Below are 23,339 nucleotides of genomic sequence, written 5' to 3'. Positions count from 1 at the left end.
GCATGGAGGAAAAAGGAAACAGGATGTACAAATAAAATCTGCAAGGAGGAAAGCATATGAGGCTTGTCACGCAGACACATGTAGCAGCGGAGGTATTCGGGGACGAGGCCTGCATCCCGATCCTGAAGAAGGCGGGCTTCGAGGCCCTGGACTGGTCCTTCTTCGGCATGGAGCTGGGGGAGGGGATTTGGTGCACCGATGCCTGGAGGGAGCATGCCCTCCGCCTGAAGGACACCGCCGCCCAGTGCGGCATCGGATTCTCCCAGGCCCACGCGCCCTTCCCCTCTTCCAGGGGAGAGGAGCCCTACGACAGGGAGATCCGGAAACGGATCCTCCGCGCCATGGAGGCCGCTGCGTTGATGGGTGTACGGAATATCGTTGTACACCCCATGCAGGAGCTGGAGTACGCGACGAACCGGGACAGGCTTTGGGAGGAGAACCTGGAATTCTACCGCAGCCTGATACCTTACTGCCAGGAATACGGAATCCGCATCTGCGCGGAGAACATGTGGCAGAGGGATAAAAAGAGGGGCTATATCGTGGACAGCGTCTGCGCCCCGCCGGAGGAGTTCTGCGGGCTGCTGGACGAGCTGGACAGCCCCTGGATCGTGGGCTGCCTGGATCTGGGGCACTGCGCTTTGGTGGGCAGGGAGCCCCAGGACGTGATTCGCGCCATGGGGGCGAAGCGGCTTCAGGCTCTGCATGTCCATGACGTGAACTATGTCCGGGACTGCCACACCATGCCCTTCATGGAGGCTCTGGACTGGGAGGCCATAACCGGCGCACTGGCGGAGATTGGCTACGAGGGGGACTTCACCCTGGAGGCGGACGAATTCCTGCGGGGGCTTCCTCCCGAGCTGATGCCCGAGGCCAGCGCCCTGATGGCGAAGACGGGGCATTACCTGATAAAGCGCATCCGGGAGCAGGCGGCGGGAGCGTAGAGCGGGAGACCGGCGGCCCATGGCAGAACGGCATAGGAAAATGGCATGGAAAGACGGCATAGAAAAAGAAAAGGCATCCGTGGTGAGAGACGGATGCCTTTTTTGCATGTTGCCTATGGATTTATTTGTCCTGTGGTTCAGGCCATCTCGTTGACGGCCTTGCTGATACGGGAAACCTTGTGGGCAATGTTGTTCTTGTGATAAACACCCTTGCTTCCGGCCATCTCGATGACCTTTGTGGCAGCGGACAGCTCTGCTGTAGCGGCAGCCTTGTCCCCGGTAGCGATAGCGGCATAGACCTTCTTGATAGCGGTCTTGACGCCGGATCTGATTGCCTTGTTCCTTTCAGCCTTTGTGCGGTTCACCAGAATTCTCTTCTTCGCGGATTTAATGTTAGCCAAGTCGTACACCTCCAATTGTATACAAGATTATTAACGTTTCACTTTAGCCAGACACGGAGGACTATCGTAAACACATAAGGATAGTTTAGTAAATAATAGAAAGTTTGTCAAGACATAATCTGAGAAAAATTGACTAAAATAATAAAAGCAAGCCATGCCGTTTATCCGGTTTTGGGGCAAGATTTAATCGCTGCATATACAGATTCGGGAATGAGAGGGAAGAAGAGATGGAAGAGAGACAGTCCATGGGAAACTTTCAGATGAGGACGGACCTGGCGCTGGAGGCGAGGGAGAGCATCAGCGAGGCGGACAGCAAGCTGCGGGGCGTCAGGGTAGAGGAACGCTATCACGAGGAAGAGGATATCCGCGTGACCAAGGTGATGATAGACACCATGAACGCCGCCAGGACCATGGGGAAGCCCATGGGCATCTATGTGACCATGGAGGCTCCGGCCATGGTGGAGCCGGACGAGGACTATCACAGGGAGATATCCGGCCGCCTGGCGGAGGAGATCCTGGAGCTCCTGCCGGGAGCGGACGAGGAACAGTCCATCCTTGTGGTGGGGCTGGGCAACCGGGAGGTGACCGCGGACGCCCTGGGGCCCCAGGTTGTGGACAATCTCTTCATCACCAGGCACATCGTCAGGGAGTACGGGACGGCTGCCTACAACTGCAGCAAAATGAACCAGATCAGCGCCCTGGAGCCGGGCGTCATGGCCAAGACCGGCATGGAGACCGCGGAGATCGTCAAGGGCGTGGTGGAACAGACGTCTCCCGATGCGCTGATTGTCATAGATGCCCTGGCGGCCCGCAGCGTCAGGCGGCTGAACCGCACCATCCAGATCACCAACACGGGCATACAGCCGGGCTCCGGGGTGGGGAACCACAGGAACGCCCTGACCCAGGAGAGCCTGGGCGTGCCTGTGATAGCCATCGGCATCCCCACGGTGGTGGATGCGGCCACCATCGTGGCGGATGCCCTGGACAGGCTCCTGGAGGAGAAGGATTTGGAGAATGTCAGGTACCGGGAGAAGCAGCAGCTGCATTTCGCGGAGCTGAACAATATGTATATGACGGGCAAGGACATCGACGCGGTGATCAAGCGGGTCAGCTTCACCGTATCCGAGGGGATCAACATCGCCATCGGGGAGACCTTCATGGAGCGCTAGGATTCATGCATCGGGGCACTGGTACAAGGCTTTCACGGCAATTCTATCATGGAACGGCACAGACGGGCATATATTGGGAAGGGAAGAAAGGAAGTGCATTGCCGTAAATATGGAAGAAAAGCATTCCAGGAAAGCTTTTGCCGAAAAACGGGCTGGGAGGCTGATCCTGCTGGCCCTTTTGATTCTCGGGATACAGGCGGCCGCGAAGAGCTGCAGCGCGGTCTCCGTATCCACGGGGGAAGCTACCATGGGCGAGGCCATGCTGAAGAGCATATGGGACGGGGCCCGCACCTTATTGTACAGCCAGTTCATGCCGGGCATTGCCTTCATGGAGGAGGGCGGCCACGGAACCTGGTGGCTGCTGCGGGAACAGATTGCCTGCCTGTTCCCTTTTTACGGATATGTGACAGGGCAGCCGTCGGGAGAGCAGGGGGAGAGCGCCGAGGACATCCGCACGATCCTGCTGGCCGAGGCGGAGGAGGAGACCTGGCAGGTGGAGGAAGCCCTGCCGGAGGACATCCCTCCGGAGGGGGATGCCGGCCCTGTCCAGGGGGGGAGTACGGCAGGGCCGGACAGCGCCGCCCAGCCCGGGGAGGAGGACCTGGCAGACCTTCTGCGGGCGGAGAACCAGGCGGCCATGGAGCAGCGCCCCGGCGTATTCCTGCCCCATGAGAAACAGGTGAACCTGGATCTGGAGCCGCTGAGCGACTACGAGACGCTGATACAGCAGTTCTACACCGTGGATGCCAACACCGTGGCGGGCAGCGACCAGTTGGACGTACATAAACTGATGGGCCAGGACATGACCATATCCAAGGACGCGGAGGGGCCGCAGATTCTCATCTACCACACCCATGCCCATGAGGAATTCGCGGATTCCACGCCCGGGGACATGTCGGAGACCATCATGGGCGTGGGGGAGAGGCTGACCACCATCCTGACGGAGGAGTACGGTTATCAGGTGCTCCATCATCTGGGGCAATATGACACGGAATCCAGGGACGATTCCTACGCGGTGGCGCTGGGAGACCTGGAGGCGCTGCTGCAGCAATATCCTTCCATCCAGGTGGTGATCGACCTGCACAGGGACGCCATGCCAGAGGGCACCCGCCTGGTGATGGACCTGGACGGCAGGCCCACGGCCAGGTTCATGTTCTTCAACGGCCTGTCCCGCACCAAGAAGACGGGCAACATCTCCTATCTGTACAATGAGAACCTGGACAGCAACCTGGCTTTCTCCTTCCAGATGCAGAAGACAGCCATGGAGTACTATCCGAACCTCACCAGGCGGATCTATCTGAGGGGATACCGCTACAACATGCACCTGCGGCCCAAATCCCTGCTCATCGAGCTGGGGGCCCAGAACAATACCCTGGAGGAGGTCATGAACGCCTGCGACCCCCTGGCCCATATCCTGGACCTGGTGCTGTCCGGAAGCGGCCAGTCCGGGAACGCCCCGGCGGAGTAGAGGCCGGGCGGCGTCCGTTCCGGCGCAGACGGGCTCCGGTACAGACAGACACCGGCAGACGGGCTCCGGTACAGACGGACACCGGCGTGCCCATGTCTTCACCGGGCCGTCAGCACCCAGCCGGGGAGCCAGCGCAGATACCTGGCCACGAAGGAGGCCTCCACCGGCTGGCCCGCCAGCACCGGGTAGAACAGCAGGAACAGGGCGAAGGCAAGCATCCCGTACAGCGCCGCCGTCAGGAAGAACAAGCGTCTGGGCACGCGCCTTTTCCACTGCAGCAGGCCGTACATGACCATCAGCACCACGAAAGCCACGCTGGGGAAATAGTGGTAGATGAAGGTGTCCCGGGTCACGAAGAACCAGGGCAGGTACTGGGCCAGGTATCCCACGGTGAGGAAGGCGGCGTTTCGGTCCTTCCTGCCGAGCCAGAGCCAGACCATGTAGAGAAAGGCAGGGATCCCAGCCCACCATACCGCCGGATTGCCGAAGGCGCTGATGCCCTCCCGCAGGCCCCCCTGGGCCGTCTGCGTGACTACACGGGAATAGTACCATATGGGCCGGGAAATCACCGGCCACTCATACCAGGCCGAGGCGTAGGGGTGGTCGGAGACCAAGTTGCTGTGGTAGGAGAACATGGTGCGCTGGTTGTACAGCATCCGGCCCAGGAGCCCCCTGTCCCCGTAATCCCGGAAGGGCAGGTAGGACAGCAGATAGATGGCGGCGGGCACGGCCACGAAGAAGACCAGGCAGAAAGCGATGGTCTTCCAGGCATATCCGCGGAAGCACCGGAGGATATGGGCATGGGAGATGCCCCCGCTCTGCCCCTCTGGGTCAGCCTTGGCGTAGAGATACTCCCGGTATCTGCGGTACAGCGCGGAGAAGAAGAGCAGCCCCAGCCCGGCCCCGGCGTAGATGCCGGTCCATTTGCTGGCAATGCCCAGCCCCATGCAGACCCCGCAGGCCCCCAGGGGGAGCCAGGTCTTCTTTAACGGCGTATCGTAGAAGCTCAATGTGACATACCGATACATGAAAAGGTACATCAGTATCACGAAGAAGGTCACATAAGTGTCGATCGTGGCGATCCTGGTCTGGGTGAAATGCATGAAGTCAAAGGCGAACAGCATGCAGGCCAGAGCCGCGGGCAGGGTCTCTCTGGCGATTCGCCTGGCGAACAGGTACACCACGGGCACCATGGCGATGCCGAAAATCGTCCCCATGATGCGCCAGCCGAAGGGATTCATGCCGAAGAGCGCCACCCCCATGGCGATGAAGATCTTGCCCAGAGGGGGATGGGTGTTCTCATAGGAAGTTAGCCCGTGGAGGAATTCGTAAGCCGTGCGCCCGTGGTAGATCTCGTCGAAGTACATGCCGTTGCGGAAGGTGAAGGCATCCGGGTACAGTTCCTGCTCATCGAACAGGGCGGGATAGTCCGAAGCGTTCTCAGGCACGAGAATGTTCCCCGCCGCGTCCCGGAATACCAGCTCTATGGGGGCGGCCTGGGCGTCCTGCAGAGTGAGGCGCAAATGTGCGGCGGAGACCTGGAAAACCGTCTCCTGCCAGGTGAAGACATTCTGCATCGACAACTCCCCCAGATAGGACCAGTTCCGATCCGATTCCCCTTTTCCCTCCATGAGGAAAGTCCTGTCCTGCCAGGGCGCTATGTAGTAGGAGAGCGAGGCGGGCGCCCCGGAGCCGAAGGAAAGCTCTATGGACTGGCCCTGCACCATGTCCAGCCGGGTGACGGGAGCCTGCCGCTCCCCCAGGTCATAGAGGGCGAAGCAGCCGTACACCGCCGTGACGGCGAGCATACAGAGGATGTCCGCCCGGTTCAGGGAGAGCCTCCCCGGGGAACGCCGGGGGGGAGTGCCGGGAAAGCCCTTCTGTAAAGCCGGGGCGGGCAGGGGAGGGCTTTCCGGCCTGTCCTGTCCGCCGTAATGCCTGTAAGCCGTGCGGTAGAACAGGGCTCCGCAGAACAGCATGCCCGCGGACACCAGCAGGATGGAGGCCGATCTCCTGTCATAGGTGCCCGGGTCATAGAAGAACAGCACCCACGCCGTGTTGCAGAAATGCAGGGCGCCGAAGCAGGAGAGGCAAACGTATGTTCCGGGCGCAGGCCTGCAGATATAGGCCAGCATCAGCAGCGCCAGGGCGGGATAGAGGTAGCGCTCATGCATCCGCACGGAGAACAGGAAGACGGTGATCACCGTAAAAGCCGCCAGAAAGGGATATCTATCCTTGGAGCCCCTGCCCCGCAGGCCCAGCAGCACTGTCAGCACCACGGCCGCGGCGATTGCCAGGGCGCCGAAGTGCCTGTAGGGGATGCCCCAGAATGCATTGTCCTGGCTGACCCAGTTCAGGCCTAAGAGACCCCAGAGATTGTAGGCGTTCACCGCCGCGTAAGGGTAGGAGCCCAGGGTGTCCAGAAGCTGCGCCGCCACCTTCGCCAGGCCGAAGGGGAGGCATAGGATGACGCCGCCCAGGGCCACGGACAGGCACTGGAACAGGCAGTGCAAAAGCTCCGGCAGAAAGGAAACAGCCCTGCCTCCGCTCCCGTCCCGGCGGCTGGCCAGAATCCGGTCTATGGTGCCCACCAGGAGCACAGGCCCCAGGAGCAGCATCTGAGGCTTGACCAAAAGCCCCAGGCCAAAAGCGATGTACGCGGGATACATCCGCCCGCGGATCAGCGAGACGCAAAGGAACACTGCCGCCAGCGCAGTCAGGGAGTCCACCTGGCCCCAGACGGAGGAGTTCAGGAGGATCACCGGATGGAACAGGTAAGCGGCGCAGAGGAAGAAGGCGTGCCGCCCGGAAAGCCTTTTGGCGGCCTCCCGGCACAGCAGCCAGCCGCAGGCCAGGTCGCATAGTATGGAAGGGAGCTTCAGCAGCACCAGATGGGCGGCGGAATAATGTTCTATCCCCAGGAGCCTGCGGACGCCGTCCAGGAGCCAGAGCACATAGAGATATCCCGGCGGATAGTCCGAGAAGACATCCGGGTCGTAGAAGCCGCCGGGCCCCACCTCCCAGATCCGCTCGGCCCATGCCGCGAAGCATGCCGTGTCGGTGCCAAAGCCCTTGGAGAGGGCGGCAGCGGCCAGCCGCAGGGCCAGTGCGGCCAGGAACAATGCGGCAAACCCTCCTGCTCCCGGAGCGGGACGGTTCCTACCGGATGCGATCCAACATGCCCCCATGAGGAGGATTCCCGACAATGCGGCGAGATGAATGATAATCATGGCATTTCTTTCCTTATATAATCGCTTTAGATTTGTTTAGAATTTATTATAGCAAAAAAAGTGGTAGAAGAAAAGCTTTTGTGTTATACTGATTGAGTGTGAGTCAGAAAGCCGTTATGCGGGATTTGAAAGGGCTGATTTGAGGGTATGGACGCTTTCGTGAGCTTTCAGAACGTGAAAAAAGTGTATAAGACAGGCGAGGTGGAGATCACGGCCCTGCACGATGTGGACTTTGAAATCGAGAAGGGGGAGTTCTGCGTCATCGTAGGCGCTTCCGGCGCGGGGAAGACCACCATCCTGAACATTCTGGGGGGCATGGACACTGCGACCGAGGGGGAGGTGTACCTGGACGGCCAGAAGGTCTCTTCCTTCAGCAAAAAGCAGCTCACCGCCTACAGGCGCTATGACGTGGGCTTCGTGTTCCAGTTCTACAACCTGGTCCAGAACCTGACGGCCCTGGAGAACGTGGAGCTGGCGGCCCAGATCTGCAGGAACCCCCTGGACGCGGGCGAAGTGCTGGACCAGGTGGGGCTGAAGGACCGGAAGGGCAATTTCCCGGCCCAGCTCTCCGGCGGGGAGCAGCAGCGGGTGGCCATCGCCAGGGCAATGGCCAAGAATCCCAAGCTCCTGCTCTGCGACGAGCCCACCGGGGCCCTGGACTACAATACGGGCAAGGCCGTGCTGAAGCTCTTGCAGAATACCTGCAGGGAGGTGGGCAAGACCGTCATCGTCATCACCCACAACCAGGCCCTGACGGCCATGGCCGACCGGGTCATCACCGTGAAGAGCGGCACCATCGTGAGCATGGTGAAGAACCGGAATATAGTGGATATTTCGGAAATCGAGTGGTGAGCCTATGCGGGGGATCGGGAAGACGACTTTCAGGGAAATCAAATCGAGCTTCGGGCGTTTTCTGGCGATTTTCGGCATCGTGGCGCTGGGGGTGGGTTTTTTCGCGGGGCTGAAGGTGACCACCGGGGCCATGGTGGAGACCGTGACGGGTTATCTGGGAAAGCATGGGTTCTATGACCTGCGCCTGGTGTCCACACTGGGCTTCGACCAGGAGAACGTGGACTTCTTTTCCGCGGCCCGGGACGTGGAGGCGGCGGAGGGCGCCATTTCCTTTGACGTGCTCTATGAACTGGGGGACGACTACATGGGCGCCATCAAGACCCACAGCATGCCGGAGACGCTCAATACCCTGAAGCTGGTGTCCGGTAGGCTGCCGGAGACCGGGGCGGAGTGCGTGCTGGACAGCGGCAGCTTCGGGAAGTCTGTTGTGGGGAGCGTGATCCGTCTGTCCCGGGACAATGCCCGGGGGGATCTGGAGCATTTCGCCCACAGGGAATACACGGTGGTGGGGCTGGTGCAGTCCCCTCTGTACATCCAGTATGAGCGGGGCAACACATCCCTGGGCTCCGGGCGGCTGGACGGCTTCGCCTACCTGAACCCGGAGGGCTTCGATGTGGACTACTTCACGGAGGTCTACGTGCGCTTCCGGCAGGATTTCCCTCTGTACAGCCGGGAGTACGATGCCTTTATGGACGAGAAGACCTCGGTGTGGGAGGAATTTGCCGAGGGACAGGCCCGGGACCGGTATGACAGGCTGTTCCGGGAGGGCAGCGAGAAGCTGGCGGATGCCCGCACGGAGCTATCGGACAACCGCACCCTGGGTGAGAGGGAGCTGGAGGACGCCAGAGAGCAGCTGGACGATGCGAAGAAGCAGTTGGAGGACGGGGAGAAGGCCCTGGCGGATGCGGAAGCGGAGCTGGCCGACGGTGAGGCCACCATCCGCAAGAAGGAGGCGGAGCTGGCGGAGGGAAAGGCCACCATCGCACAGAAGGAGGTGGAGCTGGCCGACGGTGAGGCCCTCATGGTCCAGAAGGAGGCGGAGCTGGCCGCGGCCAGGACTGCCATAGATACCAACGAGGTGGCGCTGCGCAGAGGGGAGCGGGAGCTGTCGGAGGGCAAGGCCCAGCTTCGAAGCGGCGAGACGGCGGTCGCGGTGTCCAGGCGGCTCATGGACGAGAGCAGGTTCCAGCTGGAGAGCCAGCTCGAGGAGCTGAGACAGAACGAGGGGGAGCTGAACGCCTCCCTCATCGCCAGGCTGGAGGAGGCCCTGGCCAGGCTGGACGCGATGGAGGCGGAGCTGGCGGCCCAGGAGGCGGAGCTTGAGGCGGCCAGGGCCCAGATTGCGGAGAGCGAGGCCCAGCTGGACAGCGGCTGGGTGGCCATCGCCTCTGCCAGGGCCCAGCTGGAGGACGGCCAGAGGGCCCTGACAGAGGGAAAGCTGGAGCTCGAGAGCGGCAGGCAGCAGCTGGCGGACGCCAGGCAGACCATAGAGGAGGGGGAGGAGGCCCTTGTCTCGGCCAGAGAGGAGCTGGAGGAGGGCAGGAAGGCCCTTGCGGAAAAAGGGGCGGAGCTGGAGGATGCCAGGCAGGAATACGCCGACGGGGAGAAGGAGTACCAGGAGGCGAAAGCGGAGTTCGAGGAGAAGATAGCGGACGCGGAGGGGGAGATCTCCGACGGCCAGAGGGAGCTGGACGACTTAAAGCAGCCGGAGGCTTACGTGCTGGGCAGGGACACCAATATCGGCTATGTGTGCTTCGAGAACGACTCCTCCATCGTGGACGGCATCGCCAATATCTTCCCGGTGTTCTTCTTCCTGGTGGCGGCCCTGGTATGCATCACCACCATGAACAGGATGGTGGAGGAGCAGCGGACCCAGATCGGCGTATTGAAGGCCCTTGGCTACGGCGAGGGCACCATCATGTCCAAATATATGGTCTACTCCGGCCTGGCGGCCCTGTCGGGCTGCACCTTCGGCTTCTTCCTGGGCACCTGGGGATTTCCGCAGGTCATATGGTTCTGCTACGGCCTCATGTACGACACGGACCCAATCTGCTATGTGTTCGACGGGAGGCTGGCGGTGATATCCCTGGCGGTGTCGCTGCTGTGCTCCATCGGCACCACATGGCTCTCCTGCCGCATGGAGCTGGCCCAGGTGGCAGCGGCGCTGATGCGTCCGAAAGCGCCGAAAGCGGGCAAGCGGGTGCTCTTGGAGTACATCCCCTTTGTGTGGAGGAGGCTCGGCTTCCTGCACAAGGTGTCCCTGCGCAATATCTTCCGCTATAAGAAGCGCCTCTTCATGATGATCGTGGGCATCAGCGGCTGCACGGCGCTGTTGGTGACAGGCTTCGGGGTCAAGGACTCCATCGCGGACATCGGCGACAGGCAGTTCGGGGAGATCCAGACCTATGACTGCGGGATGACCCTGAAGGAGGATGCCGACGGGGCGCTGCGGGAAAGGCTGGACGGGATGGAGGCCATCGCGGGCTACACCTGCGTCATGGAGAAGAACATGGACCTGGAGGCGCAGGCGGGGGTGAAATCCGTCTACCTGGTCACAGGGACCAAAGAGGGCATGGCGCCATTTTTGAACCTCCATACGGAAAAAGGGGAGCCAATCGACTATCCCGGAAACGGGGAGGCAGTGATCTCCAATAAGCTGGCGGAGGACTATGATATCCGGATCGGCGAGAGGATAACCCTCAGGGACAGCGACAGGAAAGAGCTGTCCGTGGAGGTGACCGGGATTTACGAGAACTATCTGTATAATTATGTGCATGTCTCCGAGGATACCTGGCTGGAGCAGACGGGGCAGGAGCCGGAGCGCAGGACAGTGTACCTGAACCTGGCACAGGGAGCGGAGGAGGGGAGCCCGGTGCCCGCGGACACGCCCACGATCCATGAGCTCTCCGCGGAGCTGATGCAGCTGGACCAGGTGGCCAATGTCAGCGTGAGCTCGGACATGATGGAGCGTATCGGCAGCATGCTCTCCGCGCTGGACATCATCGTGGTGGTGGTCATCCTGTGCGCGGCGGGGCTGGCCTTCATCGTGCTCTACAACCTGACCAATATCAATATCACGGAGCGGATCAGGGAGATCGCCACCATCAAGGTGCTGGGCTTTTACAGACGGGAGACCAACGCCTATGTGTTCCGGGAGAACGTGCTGCTGAGCGCCCTGGGCATGGCGCTGGGGCTGGGGCTTGGACACCTGCTGCACAGGTTCGTCATGAGCGAGATCCGGGTGGACATGATTGCGTTCCATATCTATGTAAGGCCCATAAGCTATGTGTACAGCGGGATCCTTACGCTCCTCTTCGCCTGGCTGGTGAATCTGGCCATGGGCGGCAAGCTGGAGTCGATCAGCATGACGGAGTCCTTAAAGAGCGTGGATTGATCAGTGGACTGCCGTCATAAATGATTATGGAGATAAATGGAATCGGAATAGAATCGGAAAGGATGGAATCAATGAAATTCGATATGCATTGCCACACAAAGGAGGGCTCCCTGGACGGGAAGGTGCCCATAGCGGAATTCATCTCCTGCCTGAAGGAAAAGGGCTTCCAGGGGATGCTGGTCACCGACCACGACTCTTACAAGGGGTACCGCAGCTGGAAGAGGCTGCATGGGGACGGGGATGAAGATGGTTTTGTAGTCCTGAAGGGCGTGGAGTACGACACCATCGACGCCGGCCATATCCTGGTGGTCATGCCCGAGGGCGTGAAGCTGAAGATTCTGGAGCTGCGGGGCCTGCCGGTGCAGTTCCTGATAGACATCGTCCATAAGAACGGCGGGATCCTGGGGCCTGCCCACCCCTGCGGGGAGAGGTACTTGAGCATCACCAATACCAGGAAGCACAAAAACCGCCTGGCCGTGATGGACAGATTCGACTTCCTGGAGGGCTTCAACGCCTGCGAGAGCCCGGAGAGCAACGCTACCGCCATGGAGATCGCCGCCAGGTTCGAGAAGCCGGTCTTCGGCGGCAGCGACGCCCACAAGGAGGAGTGCGTGGGCTATGCCTATACGGAGTTCGAGGGCGAGATCGCCTGCGAGTCGGACCTGATCCGGCTGGTGAAGGAGAGGGGCCGGGAGGCCTGCACCTGCGGAGGCCGGCACTACATGGGCACCACCAAGGAGAAGATGGGCAGCCTGAACAATGTGCTGGTGCAGTCCTTCTGGTTCTATAACCATGCGGCCAGCATGATGAGGGCCAGGAAGCGCAGGCGGGAGCTGGGCAAGCTCTATATCCGCGTAAGCATGTGCCAGGAGGCTCTAAGCTGCACACAGAAGAGCGCCAAGTGAGTGTTTGTTACAGAATTATTGCAAAATTAAGCGTTGTTCTTCTGTAATTCATAAAATCTTAAGGTACATTTCGGCCATAGTGTGATATACTCAGTATGTAGCGTTATCTTGTCTGCACTACATATTGAGTATTTTTGCGTACAGTCCTGCGGGGGATGCGGGCCGGGGGCTGTGCCGGATCATGTAAAAGGAGTATATGGAAAATGAAGCTTATGAAAAACAAGGCAATCTGTCGGCGCGTCCTGGGGCTGGCGCTTTCAGCGGCCATGGCGTTATCCCTGGCGGCCTGCGGGAATTCCTCAGGGGGGGAGACGGAGAAGAAGGAATGGGTCTGGGTGCCGGAGTTCATCACCATCGACGACGAGACCGTTTCTTTCTATGACATGCAGCTGGTGGGGGACTCCCTCTGCTACCAGTCCTACGACTATGACGAGGAAACGGAGATTTCCACCCAGAGCATCTGCAGGTATTCCCTGGCGGACGGAAACATAACGAAGACACCGCTGAATTATGTGGAGGAGAAGAACTGGAACCTGAACCGCCTGGTCTATGCCCAGGACGGCAGCATGTACGGCACTACCAATGTCTATAATGAGGACTACACCAAGTCCGAGACATTCCTGTGCAAGTTCGATGCCGAGGGCAAGCAGATATTCGCGGAGGACATGACGGAGCTGGTGGCCGAGAGCTATGTGGACAACATGGCCATCGACGGAGAGGGCCGGATTTATGTGACAGGAGAGAACAATGTCTGGCTGTTCGACGCGGATGGCAACAAGCGGGGGACAGTGTCCCTGGGAGCCGATGTCAACTGGATCCGGGCCATGGGCAGCGGCAAGGACGGCAAGATGTATCTGTGCTATTACACCAGCAATGGAGACACTGTCCTGTGCGATATCGACTTTGACGGCAAGAAGACGGGCAATACCTATGAGAACTATCCCAGCAGCAACAGCAACGCGCTGGTGCCCGGCATCGACAAGGACTTCCTGGCCCAGGACGGCAATCGTGTGTACGAGTATGATACGAAGTCCCAGACATCCACGGAGCTGTTCACCTGGCTGGACAGCGATATCAACGGCAACACTGTGGAGAACTTCTGGGGGTTGGAGGATGGCCGCATCCTGGCCGTCGCTTCGGACTGGGAGACCAATGAGAAGAGCATCGCGCTGCTGACCAAGACAAAGGCCAGCGAGGTGCCCCAGAAGGAGACGATTGTCATCGGCAGCCTCTACGGCGGTTCCGATATCCAGGCCGCGGCGGTGAAGTTCAATAAATCCAATGACAAGTACCGCATCAGCATCAAGGGCTATCTGGACTTCAACAGCTGGGACGGGGATGACTACGAAGCCTACATGGCGGACGGCATGACTAGGCTGAACAATGACATCACCTCCAACAACTGTCCGGACATCCTGGACTTGAGCGGCCTGAACATCAAGCAGCTGGCGGCAAAGGGCGTCTTCGAGGATCTGAACGGCTATCTGGAGAAGAGCGAAAAGCTGAGCCGGGAGGATTTCCTGGAGAACATCCTGGAGGCTTACACCCTGGACGGCAAATTGGTGAGCATCCCCTATGGCTTCCAGATGTCGACCGTGGTAGGCAAGGGATCTGAGGTAGGCACGGAGATGGGATGGACACTGGAGGAGCTGATAGCCTATGCGGATGCCCATCCGGACGCCCTGCTGTTCGACAGCAAGACGAAGGATGTCATCATGATGACACTGATGGCGTACAATGCCGATTACTTCATCGACTGGTCCACCGGGGAATGCCGGTTTGACTCCGAAGAGTTCAAGGATATACTGAATTTCGCCAATCGTTTCCCGGAGGAGTATGACTGGGAGAAGGAGGACGTGTCCACGCCCAACAAGATTCAGAAGGGCCAGGTGCTCCTCTATGAAGAGAATATCTACGACTTCAATGAGCTGCAGATGTGCAATGAAATCTTCCAGGGGGATGCCTCCTATATCGGTTATCCCACTATGGACGGCAGCGTGGGCTGCATGCTCTCCGCCTCCCAGGCCTATGCCATCACATCCAAGTCAGGGCATAAGGACGGCGCGTGGGAATTCATCGAGGGCTTCCTGACGAAGGAGGAGAATCCCGACAGGGGCTTTAGCTCCATTGGGTTCCCTACCATGAAGAGCAAGCTGAACGCCATGGCGGCGGATGCCGTGGAGGTGAAATACTATACGGACGAGAACGGGGAGCTTTACTATGACGAGAACGGGGAACCCATCGTCATGGGGGGCGGCAGCAGCATCTCCTATGGGGACGGCTGGAGCTACGAGTACAGCATCCCCACCCAGGAGGAGGTGGATCTGGCCCTGTCCCTGATGGAGATTGCGAAGCCTGTGAGCTATTCCCAGGGAGATGAGGTCCTCAATATCATCAACGAGGAGGCGGCGCCCTTCTACAAGGGACAGAAGAGCGTGGACGAGGTGGCTTCGGTCATCCAGAGCCGCATCAAGATTTACGTGGGCGAGAATAAATAGCGCCTGCGGCCTTGGGAGACAGGCGGATGGGAGTTATGAGAGTGAAGAGATTTAAAAAAAGCGGAAAACCGCCGGAGGCTTCCGCAAAAGGACATCAAAATAAAACCACCAGAAGGATGCGCAAGATTAAGATCAGCTCGGGGGCGTACATCGCCCCCAGCTTCTTGGGAGTGCTGGCTTTTTTCATCCTCCCTTTCCTGGTGGTCATCTATTATTCGCTGGTAGACAATCCCATCAGCGGTAATTTTGTATTTCTGGACAATTTTACGAGCATCATGGGCAATACCGCATTCCGGCGGGCAGTGCACAATACGTTCATGTTCTCGGCTGTGGCGGTGCCGCTGGCGGTGGTGCTGTCCCTGCTGCTGGCAATCGTGCTGGAGGCCAAGCTCCCTTTCCGGAGCCAGTTCCGTACCTTCTTCCTGAGCCCCATGATGGTGCCCGTGGCTTCCATCGTGCTGATCTGGCAGGTGCTGTTCCACTATAACGGCGCGGTGAACGAGGTGCTGGCGGCCCTGGGCGGCGAAAAGATCGACTGGTTGAAATCTGATTACGCCCTTGTGGTAATCGTCATATTGTTCCTGTGGAAGAACCTGGGCTACAACATGATCCTGTTCATGGCGGCGCTGGCCAGCATACCGAAGGACATCCTGGAGGTGGCGGAGCTGGAGAGCGCCAGGCCCCTGCAGACATTCTTCTACATAAAGATTCGCTATCTGTCGTCTACGCTGCTGTTCGTGGCGATTATGTCGCTGATCAATTCGTTCAAGATTTTCAGGGAGGTATATCTGCTGACCACGGATTACCCCTATGACTCTATCTACACGCTGCAGCATTTCATGAACAATAAGTTCAAATCCCTGGACTACCAGACGCTGTCTGCGGCAGCGATCCTGATGTCTTTGGTGATGATTGTGATCATCGGTGTCCTGTTCATCGCTGAGAATCGCTTCGGAAAGGATGTGGAGGGGTGAAAAAGAGACCGGAAAAAATGTCTGCGGCCACCCTGGATCCCAGAGAGCGGGACAGGAAGCTGGCCATGCGCAGGAAGAGGTATCAGACGGCGAAAATCGCGCTGGCCACTATCGTGGCTGCCACTTTCGCCATCTTGTTCCTGATGCCCATCGTGCTGACCATTACGAATTCCTTTATGGCGGCCTCGGAGATTTCGGCCAACTATGGCTCTATCTTCGCCACGGACGCCAACGGGGGCAAGGTGTATATCTCCGAAAGGGTGAACCTGAAGTTCATCCCCGATATGGTGTCCTTCAGCCAGTACAATACGGTGCTGTTCAAGAGTCCGGAGTATCTGTTCAAGTTCTGGAACTCCGTGATATTGGTGGGGCCTATTGTGGTGTTCCAGCTGATCGTGGCCTCCCTGGCCTCCTACGGCTTCGCCAGATACCGGGGGAGGATTCGGGAGATCATATTCTTCGCGTACATCATCCTGATGCTGATGCCCTATCAGGTGACGCTGGTGCCCAACTACCTGGTCAGCGACTGGCTGAACCTTCTGGACACCAACTGGGCCATCTGGCTCCCCGGCATCTTCTCGCCTTTTGCGGTGTTCCTGCTGACCAAGTTCATGCGCAGGATCCCGGAGTCGGTGCTGGAGGCGGCGCAGATAGACGGGGCGGGGGAATGGCAGATCTACCGCAAGATATGCATGCCGCTGTGCAAGGGGGCCATATGCTCCGCGGCCATACTGGTGTTCATTGACTACTGGAACATGGTAGAGCAGCCGCTGATCCTGATGTCGGATCCGGAGCAGCATCCCCTGTCGGTATTCCTGAGCAAGATCAACGCGGGGGAGATTGGACTGGCTTTCGCGGTGGCTACGATCTACATGGTGCCCAGCCTGCTGATTTTCCTGTACGGGGAGGAATATCTGGTGGACGGCATTACATATCAGGGCGGAATCAAGGGCTAAGTGTGAGAAGAACGCAAGTGCGGCGTTCTTCCGGACTTGCACCAGTTTCAGTTTGTTTTTTAGACAGATAGAGGATTAGAGGAGAGGAAGAGCGATGAACGAGAACGGAAAGAAGAGAAGGGAATGGGTGAAGACAGCGGCCATCATATTCTTGTCGGTGATGCTGGTGCTCACCTTTTTCTCCAACACCATCATGAACTATTCCCTGCCGGAGGTAGCCACGCAGTACGTGGAGTCGGGGACCATCACGGCCAAGATCCGCGGCTCAGGGGTAGTGGAGAGCGGAAATCCCTACAATGTGGAGGTGTCGGAATCCAGGAAGGTGTCCCAGGTGGCCGTGAAGGTGGGGGACCAGGTGGAGAAGGACGATGTATTGATGTATCTGGAGGATGCGGAGAGCACGGAGCTGAAGGAGGCCAAGACCCAGCTGGACAGCCTGAAGGCGGAGTATGACAAGGCCATCGTGGCGGCGGACACCTCCTCCAATATCGTGAACAAGGTGCAGACTGGCGATGTGACCTCTACGGAGTCCAAGGTGGCCCAGATCGATGCCTACAACAGCCGGATTGATGCCCTGGAGAACACTATCGATGCCTACAACAACCGGATTGCGGAGATAGACGCTGCCCTGGGCAAACTGGGGGACGGCTCGGTGGACACCTCCGCGGAGCAGCAGGCGGTGAATTATGCCCAGGCAGAGCTGAGCAAGGCCACGGCGTGGATTGAGACGGCAAATCAGAAGCTGGAGGCGGCTAAGGGCGTGCTGGAATCCGTGAACAGCGCGGTGCAGGTGGCGCAGGACAATGTGGCGGCCTGCCAGACGGCTGTGGATAATGCGGTAAAGGAGAGAAGCGAGAGGGAAAATCGTCAGAAAAGCCTTGAGGAGAAGGCGGCTCAGGGAGATTTGAGCGCTGAGGATCAGGCTGCGCTTGACCGTCTAAAGAGTGAGGGTGAGGGCAGTGTGAAGGAGGCTCAGAAAGCTGAGGAAAGCGCATATTTGGCTTTGGAGAACGCCAACCAAGCTCTGGCGAATGCCAGCGCCGCCATCGAGTCAGACCGCGCAGAGGCCCAGAAGAAGATAAACGAGGCCCAGACCGAATACGACAGCGCCGTGACCGCCAAGGGCACCTGGGAGGGCAAGCTTGCCGATGCCCAGCGCAACCTGGCCAACAAGGAGGCTGGCGGCTCCGGCGGCGGAGAGCGGGAAGCCCTGAACAACGAAAAGGCTGACCTGACCCTGAGCCTGAGCAAGGCCACCGCCGAGAAGGAGGACGTGGAGAAGGAACTGACAGACCTCCTGGCAGGATTCACCAAGGAGGTGGATCTCTCGGCCCTCCTGACCAAAATCGCGGATCAGGAGAAGCTGGTGAAGGAGCTGACGGACAAATCCGTAGGCGCCACCATCACAGCCCCCGTGGCAGGCACGGTGACCACCCTGAACGTGGTGGCGGGAGAGAGCACTGAGCCCGGCACCCCCGCGGCGGTTCTGCAGCCCGCGGGCAAGGGCTTCTCCATGAGCTTCTCCGTCACCAACGAACAGGCCAAGCGGCTGTCCGTGGGGGACGTGGCGGATCTGGTGAACGCCTGGAGATATGACGACCTGAAAGTGACCCTGGCCAACATCAAGCCCGACCCCAATGAGCCGGGACAGAAGAAGCTGCTGACCTTTGACGTGGACGGCGATGTGACGGCAGGGCAGACCCTGAATGTATCCGTGGGCCAGAAGAGCGCCAACTACGACCTGATCGTGCCCAACAGCGCGATTAGGGAGGACAACAACGGCAAATTCATCCTGATCGTGGAATCCAAGCCCGGGCCCCTGAATACCCGTTATATCGCAACGCGGGTGGATGTGGAGGTATTGGCCAGCGACGACACCCAGTCCGCGATCAGCGCCGCACTGTACGGCTACGAGTTTGTAATCACTACATCCACCAAGCCCGTGGAGGCCGGAAAGCAAGTCAGGCTGGCGGAAGGGTAATCGGGAAGGAAGGCATTCCATATGAAGAGAATAGTACTGGGCATAAGCGGGGGGATTTCCTTTCTCATCTTCCTGATCCTGTTGCTCGTGTCGAACCATCTGGGACGCAGCCAGCTTACCCAGACGGCGGCGCAGCGCTGGAGCGAAGACGGGAACGCCTCCCAGGTGAGCTGCTTTTTCTCCGTGGGCTCCGGCATCACGGAGGATGCGCTCATTGAATTTGAGCATACGGTTGATGCCGCCCTGACAGAAGCTTCCGTGGTTCAGGAATCGGAGAATCCAGGCGCCAGGCTCTGGGCGGATGCCTACAGCGCGGACGGCCAGGTGACCCTGTCCAACGGCAAGACGAACCTGACGGCGGACGCCATCGGCATCGGCGGCGACTTTTTCCTGTTCCATCCGTTGACCCTGCTGAACGGCTCCTACTTTTCGGGCAATGACCTGATGAAGGACTACTGCGTCATAGACGAGGATGCGGCCTGGCAGCTGTTCGGCTCTAACGACGTGGCAGGGATGACGGTCTATATCGGAGGCGTCCCCCACATCGTCACAGGCGTGATCCGCAGACCCTCTGGGCATTTCGCGGAGGCTGCGGGGCTGGACAGCACCGTGGTGTATGTATCCTACCAGACGCTGACGGAGCTGGGGGACAGCCACGGAATCAATCATTACGAGATAGTCATGCCTAACCCTGTGACGGGCTTTGCCTATAATTATGTCAAGGAGAAGCTGGGGGCCGAGGAGAAAGAGGTGGAAGTGGTGGAGAATACCTCCCGCTATTCCCTGCTTTCCAGGCTGAAGCTCATCGCGGAGTTCGGAACCCGCTCCATGAACGGCAAGGCCATCATCTACCCTTACTGGGAGAACATCGCCAGAGGGTATGCGGATGTGCTGATGGTGCTGACGTTGTTCGGCATCCTCTTCCTGCTCTACCCTGTGGGATTGGCGATTGTGTTCTTCTGCATCTGGTGGCGGCACAAGGGCTGGACCATGAAGGATGTCTGGCATAAGCTTCAGGATTTCGCGGAGCGCAGGATAGAGAAGCTCCGGGAGAAGCGCAAGGAGAGAAAGGCGAAGGAAGCCGGGGAAGCCGAACCGGGGGAGGAAGCTTCCGGGAAGAAAATCCGGAAGAAGCGCAAAAAGCGCAAAAAGTCCGAATATGACGATTTCGATGAGGCGGAGGAGGCCGGGGCAGAAGAAATGCCCGGAGAGCCGTCCGCGGAGGAGGCCGGGGCGGAAGAAATGTCCGGGGAGCAATCTGCGGAAGGTGCCCGAAAGAAGCGCAGGTTCGGATGGAGGCGTGGCGGGCGCAAAAATGAGGAGGCGTAGGATTATGAAAAAGAAGCGGTTGAAGCAGGCCCTGGCCATTGGCCTGGTCTGCGGCATGACAGCGGGCCTGTGTGCCTGCGGGGGAGGCGGGGGCAAGAACGAGAATTCCGCCCTGGCCAAGGAGAATGTGTACAGGGTGCAGGACATCGCCCTGCCGGAGATAGACGGGGACGATGTAAACGTCTTCGCGTCTGCCCATATGGACGGGGAAGTCCGGCTGCTGATGCAGGTGTACCATTGGAACGACGAGAAGTTCAATGAGAATCCCGTAACGGATATCAGGTTATTGGCCATGAAGGATGACGGTTCCGATATCCGGATGACGAACCTGGACATTCCCGAATGGGAGCCTCAGGCCGGGGGAGGCGCAGGCTCCGGCATGCAGCCGATGCCCCGCACGGAAAGTCAGGCAGAGGAAGAGGATACCGGGGAAGAGGATACGGCGGCGGAACCGGAAGAGGGAGAGGATACCGGGGGAGAAGCCGGAGCCGAAGGGGACTCTGCGGCAGAACCGGAAAGCGAGGGAGAGACCGGGACCGATTCGGAGGGAGAAGGCGGAGGCGATGCTGAAGCCGATCCGGAGGGAGAAGGCGAGGGCGATGCTGCCACCGATCCGGAAGGCGATGCCGAGGGAGAGATATCGGACGATGCCTTCGGGGTTGAGGAGCCGGACTATGTGCCCCAGGACATCTGGGAGAATTCCAGTTACAATAATTTCAGCTTCGGCGCTGACAGTAAGATATATGCCGTCAGGTACTATTCCTACAGCGACTATGCCAATGAAATCTATACCCAGAAGTATTATATCGCCAGTTGGAATGCGGACGGAAGCTTTCAGTGGGAGAAGGAGCTGGAGGGACTGCAGTCGGAGGACGAATATATATATGTCAATGCCATGGCCGTAACGGCGGAGGGCTCTGCCACTTTGATACTCACCGGCGATGCAGCCTACAGGATGGCCGTGGACGCCCAGGGAAATCTGGGCAGCAGGGAGCCCCTGTCCGAGGACGTGGGCAAGGTGTTCAACAATACTGACCGCATCATCGACAAAGGGGACGGCACTTTCCTCGTGATATACTATGATGAGAACGACTACGCAAAACAGTTCATTACCACCTACGACCCCGCTGCGGATACCTTAGGGCAGCCCACTCCCATGCCGGCCAGCTATGCTTACACAGGATTTGGCAATATGAACGTGGGAATAAATTCGGATCTGGTATGCAGCAGCGGCGACGGCATCTACACCTATAAGATAGGGGACGAGAACCTGATCCAGAAGATGAACTTTATCAATTCCGACCTGTACGTGACCAATTTCTCCGGCGTGGTGGAGATTGACGACAGCACTTTCCTGGGCATATATTACGAGGACCACGAGGAGGGCATGAAGGCAGGATTGTTCACCTACGTGGATCCCAAGGACATTCCCGACAAGGACGTGCTGGTGCTGGCGGGCAATTATGTTGACGGCGACATGGAGAGGAGGGTCATAGAATTCAACCGCAGCAGCGAAAAATACCGCATCGCGGTGAAGACCTATGATTCCTACAATACTTATGAGGACTACCAGGCCGGATACACCCAGCTGAACAACGATGTCACTACCGGAAATATGCCGGACATCCTCATTGCGGCCGGACTTCCCGTGGAGAACTATGTGGCCAAGGGGCTGCTGGAGGATATCGGCAAGATGATCGAGGAGGACGAAGAACTGTCCCAGGTGGAATTCATCAGCAATGTGTTCGATGCCTACTCTGTGGAGGGGAAGCTGTATTATGTGATCCCCAGCTTCTCGGTGGGCACTATGATCGGCAAGGAGTCTATCGTGGGGGACAAGACCGCATGGACCATGGAGGACATGAAGCAGCTCCAGGCCAGTCTGCCGGAGGGGACGAACATGATCGGAGACCTGACACGGGACGCCTTCTTCTCCACCATGATGCAGTTCTGCGGCAGCGATTTCATTGATGTGGAAACCGGAAAATGCGATTTCGACACACCGAATTTCATCGCCATGATGGAATTTGCCAAGAGCCTTCCAGAGGAGATTACGGAGGACTATTACGGCGAGGACTACTGGGCCAACTATGAGTCCCAGTACCGGGACGGCAGGACGATCCTGTCCCGGCTCTACATCGGCAGCATCAAGGATACGAACTATACCATCAACGGATACTTCGGCGGGGACGTGGCCTATATCGGCTTCCCCACGGAGAGCGGGATGGGCTCCTATATCTCGGCAAACGAGTGCTTCGCCATTTCCAGCAAGTCCCGCAACAAGGATGGGGCCTGGGAATTCCTGAGATATTATCTCACGGAGGAGTACCAGTCTGAGCTCTCATGGGGGATGCCTGTCCAGAAGAAATATTTCGATGAGATGGCTCAGCAGGGCACGGAACGTCCGTTCTGGATCAATGAGGACGGCACCAAAGAGGAGTATGACGACACCTTCTACATGAACGGCGAGGAGATTAAGCTGGATCCCCTGAGCCAGGAGCAGGTGGACGAAATCGTGGCGTTCATCCTGTCCATAGACAAGTGCTATTACTACAACGAGAGCGTCATGAACATCATCAACGAGGAGATGCCCGCGTTCTACACCGGCCAGAAGACGGCCCAGGAGGTGGCGAAGACCATCCAGAACAGGACGCAGCTCTATGTGGACGAGAACAGATGACATGTAAAAAGGAACCGTCGCTTCGGTGGCGGTTCCTTTTTCGTGCGGGGAATGGAGGGCAGGAATGGATATCGATATTCCGGCCAGGCGGTCCAGCGGTCAGTCCAGCGTGACGGGGATCCCCATCCGCTCCAGATAGGCCGTCAATGTCAGCTCATGCCCGTGGTCGCGCAGCCACCTCCGGTACTGCCTGTGCTCCGGCATGATCTGCGCCACCATGTCCCAGAAATCCTTGGAATGGTTCATGTGGGTCAGGTGGCAGAGCTCATGGACCACCACGTAATCCAGTATCACGGGAGGGGCGAATATGAGCCGGTAGTTGAAGGACAGGGTGCCCCGGGAGGAACAGCTCCCCCAGCGGGTCTTCTGGTCCCGCACCGCGACGGAGGTGTAATGGCCTCCGGTGAACCGGTGGTAGTACGCCGCCCGGCGCTGGAACTGCGCCCGGGCGGCCTCCCGGTATCTTTTTTCCAGGGCTTCCAGCCGCCTGATTTCCGCGGCAGTGAGGTCTCTTTTCTCTGTGGGCATCTCTGAAATCCTGCTCTCCTTTCCGTTGTGAGC

At 58.9% G+C, this 23,339-nt stretch carries 15 protein-coding genes; 12 read left to right on the top strand and 3 right to left on the bottom strand.

Annotated elements, in window-relative coordinates; genetic code table 11:
* The first annotated feature begins 56 nt into the window (after positions 1–56).
* Positions 57–941 (top strand): sugar phosphate isomerase/epimerase, encoded by an 885-nt coding sequence (locus Q2B33_RS04190; RefSeq protein ID WP_300571367.1) that lies wholly within the window; start codon positions 57–59, stop codon positions 939–941.
* 137 nt (positions 942–1,078) lie between these two features.
* Here the strand turns inward: Q2B33_RS04190 and rpsT are convergent, their stop codons facing one another.
* On the bottom strand, positions 1,079–1,342 hold the full coding sequence (gene rpsT / locus Q2B33_RS04185) for a 30S ribosomal protein S20 (RefSeq protein ID WP_300571365.1): 264 nt from the start codon (positions 1,340–1,342) through the stop codon (positions 1,079–1,081).
* A gap of 245 nt (positions 1,343–1,587) precedes the next feature.
* Here rpsT and gpr point away from each other — a divergent pair, with 245 nt between their 5' ends.
* Positions 1,588–2,511, top strand: coding sequence for a GPR endopeptidase (gene gpr, locus Q2B33_RS04180; protein ID WP_300815152.1), 924 nt, complete (start codon positions 1,588–1,590; stop codon positions 2,509–2,511).
* A 109-nt stretch (positions 2,512–2,620) separates the two neighbouring features.
* Positions 2,621–3,979 carry a stage II sporulation protein P gene (locus tag Q2B33_RS04175; protein WP_300804629.1) on the top strand — a complete coding sequence of 453 codons (1,359 nt, stop codon included), beginning with the start codon at positions 2,621–2,623 and terminating at the stop codon, positions 3,977–3,979.
* 98 nt (positions 3,980–4,077) lie between these two features.
* On the opposite strand, the gene Q2B33_RS04170 is transcribed toward Q2B33_RS04175, so the two are convergent.
* A complete protein-coding gene (locus Q2B33_RS04170) occupies positions 4,078–7,209 on the bottom strand; it encodes a phospholipid carrier-dependent glycosyltransferase (RefSeq protein ID WP_300571359.1) in 3,132 nt (1,043 codons plus the stop codon).
* Positions 7,210–7,356: 147 nt separating this feature from the next.
* Between Q2B33_RS04170 and Q2B33_RS04165 the strand changes: the two genes are divergently transcribed.
* The 9 genes from Q2B33_RS04165 (at position 7,357) to Q2B33_RS04125 (ending at position 22,778) form a co-directional block, all read left to right on the top strand.
* The gene (locus Q2B33_RS04165) at positions 7,357–8,061 is read left to right on the top strand and encodes an ABC transporter ATP-binding protein (protein ID WP_300571357.1); all 705 of its coding nucleotides are present in this window, start codon (positions 7,357–7,359) and stop codon (positions 8,059–8,061) included.
* Between the two features lie 4 nt (positions 8,062–8,065).
* Positions 8,066–11,455: an FtsX-like permease family protein gene (locus tag Q2B33_RS04160; RefSeq protein ID WP_300571355.1), complete on the top strand. Its 3,390-nt coding sequence runs from the start codon at positions 8,066–8,068 to the stop codon at positions 11,453–11,455.
* 71 nt (positions 11,456–11,526) lie between these two features.
* Positions 11,527–12,360: a PHP domain-containing protein gene (locus Q2B33_RS04155; protein ID WP_300571353.1), complete on the top strand. Its 834-nt coding sequence runs from the start codon at positions 11,527–11,529 to the stop codon at positions 12,358–12,360.
* A gap of 203 nt (positions 12,361–12,563) precedes the next feature.
* Positions 12,564–14,858 (top strand): extracellular solute-binding protein, encoded by a 2,295-nt coding sequence (locus Q2B33_RS04150; RefSeq protein WP_300571351.1) that lies wholly within the window; start codon positions 12,564–12,566, stop codon positions 14,856–14,858.
* 26 nt (positions 14,859–14,884) lie between these two features.
* Complete coding sequence (locus tag Q2B33_RS04145; RefSeq protein WP_300571349.1) at positions 14,885–15,832, top strand: carbohydrate ABC transporter permease; 948 nt, start codon at positions 14,885–14,887, stop codon at positions 15,830–15,832.
* Positions 15,829–16,788 (top strand): carbohydrate ABC transporter permease, encoded by a 960-nt coding sequence (locus Q2B33_RS04140; protein ID WP_330684645.1) that lies wholly within the window; start codon positions 15,829–15,831, stop codon positions 16,786–16,788. The genes Q2B33_RS04145 and Q2B33_RS04140 overlap by 4 nt, the downstream gene beginning before the upstream one ends.
* Positions 16,789–16,882: 94 nt before the next feature.
* Positions 16,883–18,769, top strand: coding sequence for an HlyD family efflux transporter periplasmic adaptor subunit (locus Q2B33_RS04135; RefSeq protein WP_300571347.1), 1,887 nt, complete (start codon positions 16,883–16,885; stop codon positions 18,767–18,769).
* Between the two features lie 21 nt (positions 18,770–18,790).
* Positions 18,791–20,098 carry an ABC transporter permease gene (locus Q2B33_RS04130; protein ID WP_300571345.1) on the top strand — a complete coding sequence of 436 codons (1,308 nt, stop codon included), beginning with the start codon at positions 18,791–18,793 and terminating at the stop codon, positions 20,096–20,098.
* A gap of 4 nt (positions 20,099–20,102) precedes the next feature.
* Positions 20,103–22,778 carry an extracellular solute-binding protein gene (locus Q2B33_RS04125; protein ID WP_300571342.1) on the top strand — a complete coding sequence of 892 codons (2,676 nt, stop codon included), beginning with the start codon at positions 20,103–20,105 and terminating at the stop codon, positions 22,776–22,778.
* Positions 22,779–22,877: 99 nt separating this feature from the next.
* Here Q2B33_RS04125 and Q2B33_RS04120 read toward each other — a convergent pair whose 3' ends face one another.
* The gene (locus Q2B33_RS04120; RefSeq protein ID WP_296458697.1) at positions 22,878–23,306 is read right to left on the bottom strand and encodes a M48 family metallopeptidase; all 429 of its coding nucleotides are present in this window, start codon (positions 23,304–23,306) and stop codon (positions 22,878–22,880) included.
* Positions 23,307–23,339 lie beyond the last annotated feature (33 nt).

The organism is uncultured Acetatifactor sp., from assembly GCF_948601915.1.
Taxonomy (GTDB): Bacteria; Bacillota; Clostridia; order Lachnospirales; family Lachnospiraceae; genus Acetatifactor.
This window is presented reverse-complemented; position numbering and strand designations above follow the sequence as displayed.

Coding starts and splice junctions, on each gene's coding strand:
- Q2B33_RS04175 (WP_300804629.1), top strand. CDS start 2,621: ATGGAAGAAAAGCATTCCAGGAAAGCTTTTGCCGAAAAACGGGCTGGG.
- Q2B33_RS04165 (WP_300571357.1), top strand. CDS start 7,357: ATGGACGCTTTCGTGAGCTTTCAGAACGTGAAAAAAGTGTATAAGACA.
- gpr (WP_300815152.1), top strand. CDS start 1,588: ATGGGAAACTTTCAGATGAGGACGGACCTGGCGCTGGAGGCGAGGGAG.
- Q2B33_RS04170 (WP_300571359.1), bottom strand. CDS start 7,209: ATGATTATCATTCATCTCGCCGCATTGTCGGGAATCCTCCTCATGGGG.
- Q2B33_RS04120 (WP_296458697.1), bottom strand. CDS start 23,306: ATGCCCACAGAGAAAAGAGACCTCACTGCCGCGGAAATCAGGCGGCTG.
- Q2B33_RS04135 (WP_300571347.1), top strand. CDS start 16,883: ATGAACGAGAACGGAAAGAAGAGAAGGGAATGGGTGAAGACAGCGGCC.
- Q2B33_RS04125 (WP_300571342.1), top strand. CDS start 20,103: ATGAAAAAGAAGCGGTTGAAGCAGGCCCTGGCCATTGGCCTGGTCTGC.
- Q2B33_RS04130 (WP_300571345.1), top strand. CDS start 18,791: ATGAAGAGAATAGTACTGGGCATAAGCGGGGGGATTTCCTTTCTCATC.
- Q2B33_RS04155 (WP_300571353.1), top strand. CDS start 11,527: ATGAAATTCGATATGCATTGCCACACAAAGGAGGGCTCCCTGGACGGG.
- Q2B33_RS04150 (WP_300571351.1), top strand. CDS start 12,564: ATGAAGCTTATGAAAAACAAGGCAATCTGTCGGCGCGTCCTGGGGCTG.
- Q2B33_RS04190 (WP_300571367.1), top strand. CDS start 57: ATGAGGCTTGTCACGCAGACACATGTAGCAGCGGAGGTATTCGGGGAC.
- Q2B33_RS04160 (WP_300571355.1), top strand. CDS start 8,066: ATGCGGGGGATCGGGAAGACGACTTTCAGGGAAATCAAATCGAGCTTC.
- Q2B33_RS04145 (WP_300571349.1), top strand. CDS start 14,885: ATGGGAGTTATGAGAGTGAAGAGATTTAAAAAAAGCGGAAAACCGCCG.